This window comes from Flavobacterium sp. NPDC079362 (genome assembly GCF_050267765.1).
Lineage (GTDB): Bacteria > Bacteroidota > Bacteroidia > Flavobacteriales > Flavobacteriaceae > Flavobacterium > Flavobacterium azizsancarii.
The window spans coordinates 140,036-153,307 of record NZ_JBNNFM010000010.1 but is presented as its reverse complement, the minus strand read 5'-3'; the positions used below and the strand labels follow the sequence as shown (position 1 = coordinate 153,307).

Below are 13,272 nucleotides of genomic sequence, written 5' to 3'. Positions count from 1 at the left end.
GAATACAAAGAAGAAAGCAACGCTCTGCCGATGTAGAGCCTGTGTTTGCCCAACTCAAGCATAATAACGGATTTAGACGATTTTCTTTAAAAGGAATTCAAAAAGTTGAATTAGAGTTCGGATTAATGGCTTTAGGTCACAACTTAAGGAAGAAAATTGCAGCATAAGGGCAATTTTTGCCTCCACTCAAAATTAACCCAATAAAAATCAAAACATCATCAAATAAAAAACCGTCTCAAAATTATATGTTTTGAGACGGCTTCTTTTTAGTAAGAGATTTGGATCTGATCTATTTAGTCCTCATGACGAACTTAAAAAATCAAATACTTTTATTTTCAAACCTCTGCCAAGTCGCTTAAAATCTGAAAATCTTCTAATAAAAGATTCGAATTTTGTACCAAGGAGTTCACTAAACAAAAAACCTATTTCGTGATGAAATAGGTTTTTTTATGTCCTTTTTTTCTAAAACTGCATAATCCTAAATAATTCAAATCCTACTTTAGCTTTAATAATTAACGGTATTCATATTTCACAATTTCTAAATTGAATGATTTCAGTAATTGGTTGTAATTTTCAAGATTCTTTTTATCACTGTCGTAAACATCAATTACTAAAGTTGAATCCGTTTTAATCACACCAAAATTTTGCCCGGCATTTCCAGGAAAACCTTCTTTAATTTTACTTTTAATAAGCTGTGATAAATAATTATTGATAGCCTCTTTTTGCTTATCCTCTAATTTTATTACTTTATCTACATAAGGTTGCTGAAATTCTGGTTTTCCATATAACTTTCCCAGTTTATCACAATCAACTTTTGTTCTTTTATAGTTTGCATAAAATTGTTTATCACCTTTCGAGAATATTTCAAAACTCTCTTTATGACCACCCCATTCTCCACATTCATCAAAATTTGCATAAACAAGCAGTCTAGTTGCTGAACCAAATGCTCCGAGGTCGGCAGGTTGAAAAAAATCTATCACATTTTTTTCATTCTTTATTTGAATTTCTGGTCTTTCTGTTTTTTTATTACAAGAAATAGCCACGAGTGCAAATATTAACAAAAATTTTTTTTTTATCATAACAGTTTTTTATTACTAAAACGAACTTATTTACACATTACAATATGCTTAAATTATTTTTATTTCGGCAGACTATAAAGAATAAATCGATTTTATTTCAGCTAAATATAAACTAATTTCAATGTAAAAATGAATTATTCCCAACACAATTACCCAAGCAAAAGCCACTTCATATTATTTAAACATCATTCATCAAAAGTTCTTACCAGCTATCTTTTAATCGATATCATTTCACTACAAGAATCTCTAAACAAATCAATTAACAACACATTCTAATTAAAAACACTTTAAAAAAAACAGTAAAATCCCTCACAAAAACGTTCTTTTTTTTCACTCTTAGAATAATAAAAAGAGATAAAAATACATAAAACGTATTTTACTTTTTTACGCTTTTATCCCCATTTTACCTCATAAATTTTACATTAAATTAAACTTAAATAAGCTATGATTTATCAAAAATAACTTCTTATATTTGCACCCGCGTTCAAGAATCGAATATGACTCGATAGCTCAGTTGGTAGAGCACATCACTTTTAATGATGGGGTCCTGGGTTCGAGCCCCAGTCGGGTCACAAATTGTGATTCACAATACAAGATTCTTGAAAGCAACGACTCGATAGCTCAGTTGGTAGAGCACATCACTTTTAATGATGGGGTCCTGGGTTCGAGCCCCAGTCGGGTCACAAAAAAGGTCAAGTATTAATTTACTTGACCTTTTTTTATTTTAGTTCATATCCGGAAAAGACAAACTTCTTCAGGAGCCATATCTTAAAATGATTTAGAATAAATTCTCTGAATGATTATTTAATAATACTCAAAATATTGTTCAGTTACTTGTTTAATCTGCCCTTTGTCATTATAGGCAGTGCACAATAACCAATTACCAACATTATCATATTGATACACATAAGTGGTCTTTTCTTTACTCGCAGAATCAATTTTTATCACAGGATTGCCACGTTCATCATTATGATAAGTAACTACACTTTCAAATGTTGGTTTATCTAAATATCCGGGAGGTCTAATACTCCAAAACGATTCTTTTATTTTATAATTATCAACATCATACTCGTAACGTTTTTCTGTATTGAGTTTGCCATTGGCATCATAATTCTGCTCTACTATTAAATTCCCTTTATTATCACGGATAAAAATGGTTTTTGATTGCAGGATATTCTCCCAATAGAACCAATAGCTTACTTCGTTTTTAGCCGAATCATATTTTACAGTAACAAGATAAGAGTTACTAGTTTTTTTTTCGGGATAATAATAGTCGGTAGCACTAAGATCACCCTTTGTATTATAATGATAGTTTATTTCAACAATAGAAGCATTATAAGATATGGAATTAGAAGAAATAAGAAACCCTTTTTCATTGTAAGTATTACCAATTCCCATTCGGCATATTTTATTCTCAACTGCAAGAGGGATCGAAGTGCCTTCAAGAAGGCATTTTCCAAATGATTTTACACTCCCCTTCAGATTAACATCTTTTAGATCATTATGATTCGTTTGTGCCAGCGATAGATTATAAGTAAAAAACAGGAAACAGAATGTTGTAAGTAGTGCTTGCATTTTTGTAATTAAATTTTAAAAATCAGATCAAAATAAAACAATCTGAATTAAACACGACCTTTTTTGTAACTTTCTTTTATTTATTTCTTCTAATAGACAGACCTGACTCTTTCAAAACTAGCTCACGGCATATTTAAGATTCATCTAAAGACACCTCAGCCTACTAAAAAAAGATAACCGATGTCATCCTATGAAACATTTACAAAAAGGTACATTTTACGGACAAACGAACGAGACGATTATATTGGACGGAATAACATTGACGGATACAGTTTATACACACAGTAAAGTAGACTGGCATTATCATGAAAACGCCTATTTTACTTTTATCCTTGAAGGAAATGTTGTCGAAGGCAATAAAAAGGAGGTTTACAATTGCTCTCCGGGAAGCTTACTTTTTCATAACTGGCAGGAACCTCATTATAATATTAAACCCGACGGATTTACAAGAGGGTTTCATCTTGAAATCGAAAAAAACTGGTTTGAGACCCTATCATTATCAGATGATAATTTGCAAGGAAGCATCAATATCTTAAAACCGGAAATTAAGTTTTTGATGTATAAAGTATTCAGAGCTGCTAAAATTGAAGGTCCAGCCGTAGATTTTTCAACACAGACACTATTGATAGAAATCTTATCAAAACTAGACATACACAACAATTCATTATTATATAAAAATCCAAAATGGGTAACAATTATTGATGAAATTCTTCATGATCAGATTGGAGACACTATTACCTTAGACTACTTGTCTCAAATAGTCGGAATACATCCTGTTCATCTTTCAAGAGATTTTTCTAAATATTTTCACTGTACTTTGAGCGAATATAGAAGAAAATTAAAAGTAGAAAAAGCACTTTCGCTGCTGTCTTTACAAAAACAGTCCTTAACTGAAATTGCCTATGAATGCGGATTTTCTGATCAAAGCCATTTTACAAGATGCTTTAAGGAAGTAAACGGATTAAATCCTTCTGCACATTTAAAATTGCTTTTAATGAAATAATGCAAATGTTAATCTTGTACAATTTTTAATGCTGGCGGCAGAATAATTTTACATTTCAATCAAATCAAACAAAATATGAAACGAACATTATTCCTGCTGACAATCAATCTTTTTGGACTTATAGCTTTTAGCCAAAATACTAATCTTTTTAAAACTGAGGAAATTACCGGAGATCTCTATCAATCAAACATTGGAAAGGTCACTTTTATGGATGGAAATATCCCGCTGAATCAATATAAAAAATCTGACTTTCTTACGTCTTTTAACCTCGTCTACAAATCAAACCTTAATATTAGATTTTTTCTAAATAATTCCATAACGAACTACTTACATGAGTTAGCCCCTAATTTATCAGCTGAAGAACTTGTAGAAAAAGGTAATCTTCAATTTTCTTTTTACATCGACAACAAACCCATATACAAGGAAAATATTAACTCAGGATGTAATTTTGGCTATGGCAATAGCAAAGACACATCAGTAATATTCAGAATTCCTCTTACGAGTTCTAAAGACGAGAACCTCTGGGCATTGCATATGTGGGATCGTTTTAAACTTAATGGCGGTGGAGAAGCACTAACAAACGGAACTCACAATCTAAGAATTGAAATTAGACCATACATCATCACAAATACAGAAGCTTTAGTTGGAAATTTGGTTGCGAAAGGCCAAATTAAACTAATCATAAAAACGCCGAAAGTAACGGCAAAGCAAATTGAAATACAACCGATATTACCCAATAGCGAATGGGAGATTTCTAATTTTCAATTTGACCGCAAGAAAATAGAAATGCTAAATAAGGAGATTGCTTCTTATGATCTAAAAGAAATAACAAGTGTAGTTGCTATCTATGATGGAAAACTTTTAATAGAGGAGTATTTTAATGATGCCAGCAGAAATACTTTGCATGATACGCGATCAACGGGAAAATCCTTTGCCTCAACATTTATAGGCATTGCTATAAATGATGGATATATTAAAAATGAAAACCAAAGACTAAGTTCATTTTATAATTTAGGAGATTACGCAAATTACAATGCAAAAAAAGACAGCATAACAATAAAAGACTTACTCACGATGAGTTCATCATTTGACGGCTCAGATGCACATAGCGAATCACCAGGAAATGAAGAAAACATGTATCCTACAGATAACTGGGTAAAATTTACGCTGAACTTAGCTATTGACCCTTCTAAAACCAACGGAGGCAAATGGGATTACTTTACAGCAGGAACCATATTATTAGGAGATATTCTGGACAGAAATATTCCTGACGGATTAGAAAAATATGCTGATGAAAAACTTTTCAAACCATTAAACATTACCAATTATAAATGGCAATATACACCACAAAAAGTACCTAATACCGCCGGTAGCTTACAAATGACTTCCCTGGATTACGCAAAATACGCCCAGTTGTACAAAAACAATGGTATATGGAATAACAAACAAGTAATTCCTCAGGCATGGGTCGAAAAAACTTTAACAAAGCAAATTCAGATTCCGGAAAGAGACAATCAATTTTATTGTTATTTATTCTGGAATAAAACGGTTAATTATAAAGGCAAAAATTATGAAACTTATTACTGCGCCGGAAATGGAGGAAACCAATTTATTATTTTCAAAGACTTACCACTTGTCATTATAATCACGTCAAAAGCATTTAACAAACCTTATGGACATCCGCAAGCTGATAAAATAGTACATGACTATTTATTGCCAGCGATTTTGAAATAAAATTTTACATCAAAATAACTGGTCTAAAAAAGACAAACTTAATTAAAAGGCAAAATATATAAAAATGTATTTTGCCTTTTTTATTTAGCCTTATTTTATTCAGTAATTTTATATTGATAAAAAACTTTTGTAAACATGCATACCAATCTTACTTTCCGACTTGCAACAATCGAAGACTTACCGGAAATCATCAGTATGCTTGCTGATGATACTTACGGAGCAACAAGAGAAAATAATACCTCCATAGTTTCTGAAAAATACCTCAACGCATTTAAAAAAATTCAGGAAGATCCTAATCAGGAATTGATCGTCGCAGCAATAAACGGAAATAAAGTAGCTACGTTTCAACTTACTTTTATACAATATCTAAATTTTGAAGGAACATTGCGAGCACAAATCGAAGCCGTAAGAACACATTCTGATTATCGAGGTCAGGGAATAGGAACCAACGTTCTTAATTACGCCATTAATCGCGCAAAAGAAAAGGGCTGTCAAATGATTCAGTTAACATCTGACAAAAGAAGAACAGAAGCTATTAAATTCTACGAAAAACTAGGCTTTAAAGCAAGTCATGAAGGTTTTAAACTAAAACTGGATTGATTTTAATATTCCGACAACAAACAATTTTACATAAAAACTAGTCCTGTTTGAATGTTTTTAACGTTCCGTCATCATTAAATTGTATTGAATACTTTTCCCTGCTTCCACTAATACTTGTTGGATACCATTGCATTGCATTTCCCCAAATCGATACATAAGCACTTGTAAGAGATTTAGCCCCTTCTATTTCTTGCGCTTTTTTATTATAAATACCCGTTAGCTTAGCAACATTTACAAATTTGATTTTATTAAGCGGAATCAAACGTTTCTGAACATCGTCTCTAATCGATAATTGAATAGGTCTGGGATCAGACCATTTATTATCCCTATAATCATAACCATCAACGTACTTGGGATTCACAGGATGCTGAAGCATAATATTAATAGTTCCATTATCATAAAAATAAGCAATCGAATAGACAAAAATCTCTTTTCCTGCATATTGAGGTAACTTTCGTAAAGCCTCTTCAGCTTTTTCTAATGCATTTGCATTCGTTAAAAAGTTTACATTTTCACTTTCAACATGCACTTGTGTCTCAACTGCTGTGTGTTTTTCGATAACACTATTTCCAATTGCACGAACATCCGGCTTATCACCTCCTAAAGATTCAGAAGCGGGATTTACTATTTCCTTAATTACTAAAGAATCACCGGACTTAAATGTTTCGCTAATACTTTTAGAGATCTGGTCACAGCTTAAAAGAAACGAAATGCAAATCATTAAGAGAATTAATTTCTTCATACAATATTATTTAAATCGCTTGCAAAAGCAATTTTGTTAGGATTTTCTTCGAGATAAAAAATTTCTATTTGTGATTGTTTAGTAAGATCTAACTCAAGAAGTCCCACCACTTTTTTTAAACTAATTTTATGAACCTGATGTTTATTATCGACATATTCAAGATTAAAACGAATCATAGGCTGTTCATTTATATAAGTTCCGGTCTGGCTTGCGTTAAGCAGTTTTGCCCAGGTTTTAACTCCTTTAAATTTTATCAACATCGAATCGTAATTTACACCAGTAAATTTTCCTAAAATAAATTTTAAAAAATAGCGATAAAATAAAAGCACGATCGGACAAATAATTAATGGATGACCAAAACTCATAAAACGCCATCCTGCACCATAACTTTCTAATTGATACGAATAAAAATAGTATCCAATTAAACCAATGAGAAGAACAAGCCAGGCAACTATTCTAAAAAAAAGACTTCCTATATTTATATTCGCTTGTGCAACAGCAATAACAAAATACGGAGGCTTTTTCATATTCCTGTCAAGCATTAAACTTATTTTCTTTCCAGCCTCGAAACGACGTTCATGAGGTTTACTATCCGTAATAATAGTTTTATGAGTAATTTCGGCATCAGCAAGATTTCTAAACAACAACTCAAGTTCATAGGAATTAAATTTTGCTGTTGGTTTTGAAATTTTTACAGCACTTAAAATTTTTGCTTCTCTCGATATTCCTTTGCTTTTTATTCTTTCTAAATTTCTCTTGGTTATAAAAATCCCTAAAATCCATTTTCTAAAATAACCAATTAAGACAATTAACCAAAGAATAACGGACACCAAAACAAAACTTAATGCCAGCCAGGGATTTTTATCTTTTAGCGTATTTACATCAAATTCACTATTGACAGCATAATAGATTATCATAGGAAAAGGAATTGCAAAAAAGAACATATAGAGCGCCCAGAAAATAATGATAAGATTTTTTTTCATTCCTTTTTAATAATTTGGGGATTACTAATCAAAACATTTCATTACGGTAACATGCCCGTACTTTTTATTTGCAGCAAGCTATCATAAAAACCCTTACACAATTACTACACAAACACATACATACCAAATTTACATAAAAATATTATTTTAGAAAACAACCAGAATAAAAATTCATTCCTTAAAATTCATAAATCCTATCAATCATTTGTTCTCATTAAAGAAAAAAACACATTTTTGACCTGCCTCTATTATCCAGAAAATTTATTCTTAAAACAATAACATTATGCAGTATTTTTACATCATACAAACTCTTTTCAAACAAGCTTATTCCTGAAATAATAAGAGTAATTATTTTCCGTTTGATACTAGAATGAGATCCTATTTTTTCCTTTTCCTTATTTTTCTCCTTCCCTATTTTTGCAAAGCGCAAATTGATACGACCTATATTAAACCTTTTCAGGATGAACTTTCAATAAGAACCTATCTTTCAATGAAATTCATTTCGATGGAACAGGAAGCAGATGGAGAAATTAAGAAATTCATGCCTAACACGCCAATGAATTTAGGCTTTGGAGTTTCTGTAAATAATACCATAATTAATCTGAGTTACGGATATGGCTTGAATTTTATGAAGGAAAAAGAGAAGGGAAAGACAAAAGCATTAGATTTCCAGATTCATAATTACGGACGAAAGTTCATAATTGATCTTTTTGTTCAAAAGTATCAGGGATTTTATACTGCGGATGAAAACGATAAAAACATAAAATTATATCCGGATTTAAACATTCAGCAATATGGTGCATTTGGTCAATATGTTTTTAATAACAAAAAATTCTCCTATAAAGCTGCTTTTAATCAGAACGAAAGGCAATTGAAATCGGCAGGAAGTTTTTTACTTGGTGGCGGAGTTTATTTTACAAAAATAGGATCTGATAGTTCTTTTGTTCATAAAACGAGGAATTCGTTGCGTAACTTTCAGTTTGGAGTAAGCGGAGGTTACGCCTACACCTGGGCCATTAACAAACGTTGGTTCGCTAGCGGATCAGCCACAGTGGGCGCAAATTTTGGTACTGAACGAATAAATGATTTCGGTAAACAAAAGATAGAAATATATCCTACTTTTTTTCCAAGAGTCGCAACAGGATACAATAAAGAAAAGTGGTCACTAGGATTATCATACGTTAATAACCTGATCTTTTCTTCGTTTTCAGAAAGCAACAATAGCAATATCGGTTTATCCTCCGGTAATTTTCAAATCGCTTATATATGGAGGTTTGATTCTAATCCATTCTGGAATAAGAAACCAAAATAAGACAAACACACTTAATGTCCATCAGAGGAAAATAAGAAATTAAATCATTTTATTTTATAAGCGATTAGCCATTTCATTTTTATTTACTGGTCATCAGGAATTTTGCAACAGCATCATAAGCTGGCAAAGAATACGGATCATTTGCACCATTTGCCGCTATCGGATTAGATGCAAAACGCACAATAACCATATCTGCTTTTGGATCTATGTAAATAACTTGTCCGTGAACTCCACGCGCGCAAAACGCTCCGTGATCATTATTGGTAATCCACCACATATCTCTGTAACTCCAACCTTTCAAAAGAGTATAACCGGCTTTTGCAAATGCTTCTTTACTTCCGCCTTTTCTTATATCATCAATGGCTGATTTAGGAATAATTTGCTCCTTGCCTGCTTTACCATTATTTAAAACTAACTGACCAAAGCGTGCCATATCTCTTAAACCAAAATTAAGTCCGCCACCGGCAAAAGGTGTCCCAATAGCATCTACAGAATAATAACCATCTTGCTCCATTCCTAATTTTTTCCAGATTTTTTCAGACAAAACCTCCGCGATTGTTTTTCCGGTAACTCTGGCGATTATCCATCCCAAAACATCTGAATTAACCGTTTTATAACCAAAACTCTCACCATGAACTCCAATTTTCTTTACTGTAGGAAGATATTCGTAATATGTTTTTGGTCCGTCATAATCTTTAGGTTTTGGCAAAGGATTACCAGCAGCCGAAAATTTCCATATCTCGGCATTTGGATCTGCATAGTCCTCACTAAATTGTAAAGCTGTCGTCATATCCATCACTTGCCTTACTGTAGCATCGCCAAAAGCTGAATTTTTAAGTTCCGGGATATAATGCGAAACGTTTTTTGTAGTATCTATCAAACCTTCTTTGGCTAACATAATACCAAGTGTTCCGGTAAAAGATTTTGTAACTGACATTGCAGCATGCTGTCCGTCAACTTTTAATACTCCAAAATATTTTTCATAAACAATCTTTCCATGATGCATAACGATCACGCCATCAGCGTAGACTTTCTGCAGTGATTCTTGCCAGGTAATTGCTTTAGTTTCCCCAAGCGGAACAAAGGTAACTTTATCAATATCGTTCTTACTATTTGTCACGAGTGGATATGAAGTTCCCAATCCTCGAGAAACATTTATAGTTGGCATGAATTGACGCATATGTGCAACACTCCATCTAAGAGCGGGAAACTGAAAAAAACTGCCATCATCAAAACGGGGAATACGATTGACTGGCGGGGGCGAACCAATCATCCACCCCATCTTTACAGGATCACTTTGTTCTGCATCTAAATACTTTGTTTTTTCCTGGGCACTGGAAGTAATGCTGAACAGAAAAACTAAACCGAAAAATAATAATTGCGAATAACAATAAACTTGTTTCATATTATCTTAATTTATATTTAATGAGTAATAGAAATCGATTTGGGAGGAAATTATTCTTTTTTTTAACAGAAAAACAGTGCTAAAAAACATAAGAATTTAGCTAAGTTAAGAAATTATTTAGGAATATCTTCTTAATATTAAAAATATAGTCTGCAGAAATAAATAAAAAACAATAGTTATTTCGCAAAAGAACTTCTCTTACAAAAAAAGTTTACTAAATTCGTTTTAGAATTATTAACCTACTAACCTAATCCCAAATTGGTTTATGAAACATTTATTACTACTATCGTTTATTATGATTACTTGCTCTACATGGGCACAATCTGCAACCGGCTATTTTGACAAGGCCATCAAAAAAGCGGAAGCCGGCAATACAAAAGGCGCAATTGCTGATTATACAAAAGCCATTAGCATGAATTCTAAATTTGTGGAAGCTTACCAAAATCGCGGCGTTGCAAAACTAAAACTGAATGACTTAAAAGGTGCTCAGGCTGATTTTAGCAAAACAATCGAGTTAGATACCATGAACGCGGATGCCTTTACCGGAAGAGCGAATGTAAACTACAAATTAAACAACTTTAAAGAAACTGTTGATGATTGCACATCGTCTATTGCTTTAAATCCAAAAGATTATATCGCTTATAACTTACGAGCCTTAGCATATAACAAATTAGGCGACAAGAAAAACACTTGTAAGGATTTCTCTAAAGCAATCGAATTAGGAAGTCAAAGCGCTATTAAAAACAAAGCAACTTTTTGTAAATAGACAAGATTAAAGTTATCGAATAAAAAAGCAATCTATAAAATCAGCATTTACAGATTGCTTTTTTTATTTAGAAATACTGAACTGATTTCATCCATAACTTATTCTTACATTTGCTGTTCAAAGCAACAACTTTAATGGCACTTTTAAAAAAGATAAATCACAAGGCACAAACTGACAAAAATTCCGGTTTTAGCGCTAATGCAAATAGTTATGGAGGAAGATTTGTAAACAAGGACGGAACTCCCAATATAGAAAAAAGAGGCATGCATTTGTTTCGCCGAATTAGCTGGTACCATACCATGATCGACATGCCCAATTGGAAATTCATGTCTATTTTGTTTGCTTTTTATATTGCAATGAATTTTATATTTGCAGTCGTTTACTACGCTATCGGAATTGAACATCTGGACGGGATTGAACAATCTCAAAGTGTATTGACTCAATTTGGTCAGGCTTACTTTTTCAGTGCTCAAACTTTTACAACTGTTGGTTACGGACATATTAGTCCAACGGGATTTTTGACAAGTGCCTTATCCGCTGCCGAAGCTTTAATTGGTTTATTAAGTTTTGCCATTGCAACAGGTTTATTTTTTGGAAGATTCAGTAAACCAGTAGCTTATTTAAAATTCGCAGACAATGCATTGATTTCACCCTATGGAGAAAACAAAGGACTTATGATACGTCTGGTACCTTTTAAAAATACCAATTTTACAGATGCAACAGCAAAAATTACACTAGGACTGAGTTTAGAAGAAAATGGAGTACAAACCAATAAATTCTACAGCTTAAAACTTGAATTAGACCACATAAATGCCCTTTCATTAAGCTGGACTTTGGTACACCCAATCACAGAAGATAGTCCATTATTTAATTTTTCTGCAGAAGACTTTAAAAAAGCTCAGGGCGAAATACTAGTTTTCATCACCACTTTTGACAATATGTTTAGCAATACTGTCGCAGCCAGAACCTCTTATACTTTTAATGAAATTGTTTACGGAGCAAAATTTGAAACGATGTATAACCGAAGTAAAGACAACTCTAAAACCGTCCTGCATTTAGACAAACTAAACCATTACGAATCAGTAAACCTCTAGTAATCTATCATTTTAACTAAGTTATAAAGCTATTTTCATATTTTATTCTATTTTTGTTCACCAAATGGCCAGAAATGATAAACAATATTAAGACTGTTTTCAGCATAAAAGATCTCGAAAACTTATCCGGAATAAAAGCACATACCATTCGTATCTGGGAAAAAAGATACAACATCTTAGAGCCAATGCGAACTGACACGAATATCAGGCTTTATAATTTACAAAATCTCCAGAAGCTTTTAAACATTACGCTATTACACGAATACGGTTATAAGATTTCTAAAATCGCAACTTATCCTGAAGAAAAAATTCCGGAATTAGTTCGTGAAATTATTTCGACTAAAAATTCTCAGAATTACGCCATAACTTCTTTCAAAATGGCCATGATGAATTTTGATCAGGAAATATTCTTCAATACTTTTGATTGGCTGATTTCCGAAAAGTCATTTAAAGAAATCTTCAAAGATCACTTTCTTCCTTTACTAAAAGAATTGGGACTTTTATGGCAATCAGATACCATAACTCCTGCAAATGAACATTTCATGAGTCATTTGATCAAACAAAAAATATTAATTTACACGGAAAGCCTTCAAATATTAAAGCCAAGTAAAACCGATAGAATTTTTGTACTCTCATTGCCCTTAAATGAAATTCATCAAATAGGATTGTTATACCTGCAATATGAAATTTTATCTAAAGGATATAAAACCATTTATCTCGGCGAAAGTATGCCAATAGAAAACCTTGAAGATCTCACCAGACATTTTGAAAATATTACGTTTGTATCTTTTATGACAATTCAGCCAGATCGCAGTGTAATCAATCAATATGTTAAATCGATGGGCCAAAAATTACTACTAAACAATAACGAAATTTGGCTTATGGGAAATATGGTAGAGCATATCGACCAGAAAATGCTATCAGACAAAATACGCGTTTTTGACTCTATGGAAGAAACTATTAGTATGCTATAAAGTTT

Annotated in this window: 13 protein-coding genes and 2 tRNA genes; 10 read left to right on the top strand and 5 right to left on the bottom strand. The window is 32.3% G+C overall.

Features of this window, described 5'->3' with window-relative positions; all coding sequences use genetic code 11:
* The first annotated feature begins 2 nt into the window (after positions 1–2).
* Complete coding sequence (locus ACQKCJ_RS11540) at positions 3–167, top strand: transposase (RefSeq protein WP_427402073.1); 165 nt, start codon at positions 3–5, stop codon at positions 165–167.
* 345 nt (positions 168–512) lie between these two features.
* On the opposite strand, the gene ACQKCJ_RS11535 is transcribed toward ACQKCJ_RS11540, so the two are convergent.
* Positions 513–1,079 carry a hypothetical protein gene (locus ACQKCJ_RS11535; protein ID WP_427402070.1) on the bottom strand — a complete coding sequence of 189 codons (567 nt, stop codon included), beginning with the start codon at positions 1,077–1,079 and terminating at the stop codon, positions 513–515.
* Between the two features lie 499 nt (positions 1,080–1,578).
* On the opposite strand from ACQKCJ_RS11535, the gene ACQKCJ_RS11530 reads away from it, so the two are divergent.
* Both ACQKCJ_RS11530 and ACQKCJ_RS11525 read left to right on the top strand, forming a co-directional pair.
* Positions 1,579–1,651: transfer RNA gene (locus tag ACQKCJ_RS11530), tRNA-Lys, on the top strand.
* A gap of 38 nt (positions 1,652–1,689) precedes the next feature.
* Positions 1,690–1,762, top strand: a tRNA-Lys gene (locus ACQKCJ_RS11525).
* Positions 1,763–1,883: 121 nt separating this feature from the next.
* Here the strand turns inward: ACQKCJ_RS11525 and ACQKCJ_RS11520 are convergent.
* Entirely contained in the window at positions 1,884–2,654 is a 771-nt protein-coding gene (locus ACQKCJ_RS11520; protein ID WP_427402069.1) for a hypothetical protein, read from the bottom strand.
* Positions 2,655–2,844: 190 nt separating this feature from the next.
* Between ACQKCJ_RS11520 and ACQKCJ_RS11515 the strand changes: the two genes are divergently transcribed.
* From ACQKCJ_RS11515 to ACQKCJ_RS11505, 3 genes are all read left to right on the top strand, one after another.
* Entirely contained in the window at positions 2,845–3,657 is an 813-nt protein-coding gene (locus ACQKCJ_RS11515; protein WP_271335154.1) for a helix-turn-helix domain-containing protein, read from the top strand.
* A gap of 75 nt (positions 3,658–3,732) precedes the next feature.
* On the top strand, positions 3,733–5,391 hold the full coding sequence (locus tag ACQKCJ_RS11510; RefSeq protein WP_427402068.1) for a serine hydrolase domain-containing protein: 1,659 nt from the start codon (positions 3,733–3,735) through the stop codon (positions 5,389–5,391).
* 135 nt (positions 5,392–5,526) lie between these two features.
* Positions 5,527–5,991 (top strand): GNAT family N-acetyltransferase, encoded by a 465-nt coding sequence (locus ACQKCJ_RS11505; RefSeq protein ID WP_427402067.1) that lies wholly within the window; start codon positions 5,527–5,529, stop codon positions 5,989–5,991.
* A gap of 37 nt (positions 5,992–6,028) precedes the next feature.
* On the opposite strand, the gene ACQKCJ_RS11500 is transcribed toward ACQKCJ_RS11505, so the two are convergent.
* Both ACQKCJ_RS11500 and ACQKCJ_RS11495 read right to left on the bottom strand, forming a co-directional pair.
* Positions 6,029–6,733, bottom strand: coding sequence for a hypothetical protein (locus ACQKCJ_RS11500; RefSeq protein ID WP_271335157.1), 705 nt, complete (start codon positions 6,731–6,733; stop codon positions 6,029–6,031).
* Entirely contained in the window at positions 6,730–7,716 is a 987-nt protein-coding gene (locus tag ACQKCJ_RS11495; RefSeq protein WP_427402066.1) for a hypothetical protein, read from the bottom strand. Before ACQKCJ_RS11495 ends, ACQKCJ_RS11500 begins: the two co-directional genes overlap by 4 nt.
* 370 nt (positions 7,717–8,086) lie before the next feature.
* Here ACQKCJ_RS11495 and ACQKCJ_RS11490 point away from each other — a divergent pair, with 370 nt between their 5' ends.
* Positions 8,087–9,028 carry a DUF4421 family protein gene (locus ACQKCJ_RS11490; protein WP_271335159.1) on the top strand — a complete coding sequence of 314 codons (942 nt, stop codon included), beginning with the start codon at positions 8,087–8,089 and terminating at the stop codon, positions 9,026–9,028.
* A gap of 79 nt (positions 9,029–9,107) precedes the next feature.
* Here ACQKCJ_RS11490 and ACQKCJ_RS11485 read toward each other — a convergent pair whose 3' ends face one another.
* On the bottom strand, positions 9,108–10,433 hold the full coding sequence (locus tag ACQKCJ_RS11485; RefSeq protein WP_271335160.1) for a serine hydrolase domain-containing protein: 1,326 nt from the start codon (positions 10,431–10,433) through the stop codon (positions 9,108–9,110).
* 265 nt (positions 10,434–10,698) lie between these two features.
* Between ACQKCJ_RS11485 and ACQKCJ_RS11480 the strand changes: the two genes are divergently transcribed.
* The 3 genes from ACQKCJ_RS11480 (at position 10,699) to ACQKCJ_RS11470 (ending at position 13,267) form a co-directional block, all read left to right on the top strand.
* Positions 10,699–11,199 carry a tetratricopeptide repeat protein gene (locus tag ACQKCJ_RS11480; RefSeq protein WP_271335161.1) on the top strand — a complete coding sequence of 167 codons (501 nt, stop codon included), beginning with the start codon at positions 10,699–10,701 and terminating at the stop codon, positions 11,197–11,199.
* A gap of 134 nt (positions 11,200–11,333) precedes the next feature.
* The gene (locus ACQKCJ_RS11475) at positions 11,334–12,293 is read left to right on the top strand and encodes an ion channel (RefSeq protein ID WP_271335163.1); all 960 of its coding nucleotides are present in this window, start codon (positions 11,334–11,336) and stop codon (positions 12,291–12,293) included.
* A 74-nt stretch (positions 12,294–12,367) separates the two neighbouring features.
* Positions 12,368–13,267, top strand: coding sequence for a MerR family transcriptional regulator (locus tag ACQKCJ_RS11470; protein ID WP_427402065.1), 900 nt, complete (start codon positions 12,368–12,370; stop codon positions 13,265–13,267).
* The last annotated feature ends 5 nt before the right edge of the window (positions 13,268–13,272 follow it).

What these genes read in the sequence shown, in the direction of transcription:
- ACQKCJ_RS11490 (WP_271335159.1), top strand. Translation starts at nt 8,087, where the DNA reads ATGAGATCCTATTTTTTCCTTTTCCTTATTTTTCTCCTTCCCTATTTT.
- ACQKCJ_RS11500 (WP_271335157.1), bottom strand. Translation starts at nt 6,733, where the DNA reads ATGAAGAAATTAATTCTCTTAATGATTTGCATTTCGTTTCTTTTAAGC.
- ACQKCJ_RS11515 (WP_271335154.1), top strand. Translation starts at nt 2,845, where the DNA reads ATGAAACATTTACAAAAAGGTACATTTTACGGACAAACGAACGAGACG.
- ACQKCJ_RS11505 (WP_427402067.1), top strand. Translation starts at nt 5,527, where the DNA reads ATGCATACCAATCTTACTTTCCGACTTGCAACAATCGAAGACTTACCG.
- ACQKCJ_RS11475 (WP_271335163.1), top strand. Translation starts at nt 11,334, where the DNA reads ATGGCACTTTTAAAAAAGATAAATCACAAGGCACAAACTGACAAAAAT.
- ACQKCJ_RS11520 (WP_427402069.1), bottom strand. Translation starts at nt 2,654, where the DNA reads ATGCAAGCACTACTTACAACATTCTGTTTCCTGTTTTTTACTTATAAT.
- ACQKCJ_RS11470 (WP_427402065.1), top strand. Translation starts at nt 12,368, where the DNA reads ATGATAAACAATATTAAGACTGTTTTCAGCATAAAAGATCTCGAAAAC.
- ACQKCJ_RS11535 (WP_427402070.1), bottom strand. Translation starts at nt 1,079, where the DNA reads ATGATAAAAAAAAAATTTTTGTTAATATTTGCACTCGTGGCTATTTCT.
- ACQKCJ_RS11485 (WP_271335160.1), bottom strand. Translation starts at nt 10,433, where the DNA reads ATGAAACAAGTTTATTGTTATTCGCAATTATTATTTTTCGGTTTAGTT.
- ACQKCJ_RS11495 (WP_427402066.1), bottom strand. Translation starts at nt 7,716, where the DNA reads ATGAAAAAAAATCTTATCATTATTTTCTGGGCGCTCTATATGTTCTTT.
- ACQKCJ_RS11510 (WP_427402068.1), top strand. Translation starts at nt 3,733, where the DNA reads ATGAAACGAACATTATTCCTGCTGACAATCAATCTTTTTGGACTTATA.
- ACQKCJ_RS11480 (WP_271335161.1), top strand. Translation starts at nt 10,699, where the DNA reads ATGAAACATTTATTACTACTATCGTTTATTATGATTACTTGCTCTACA.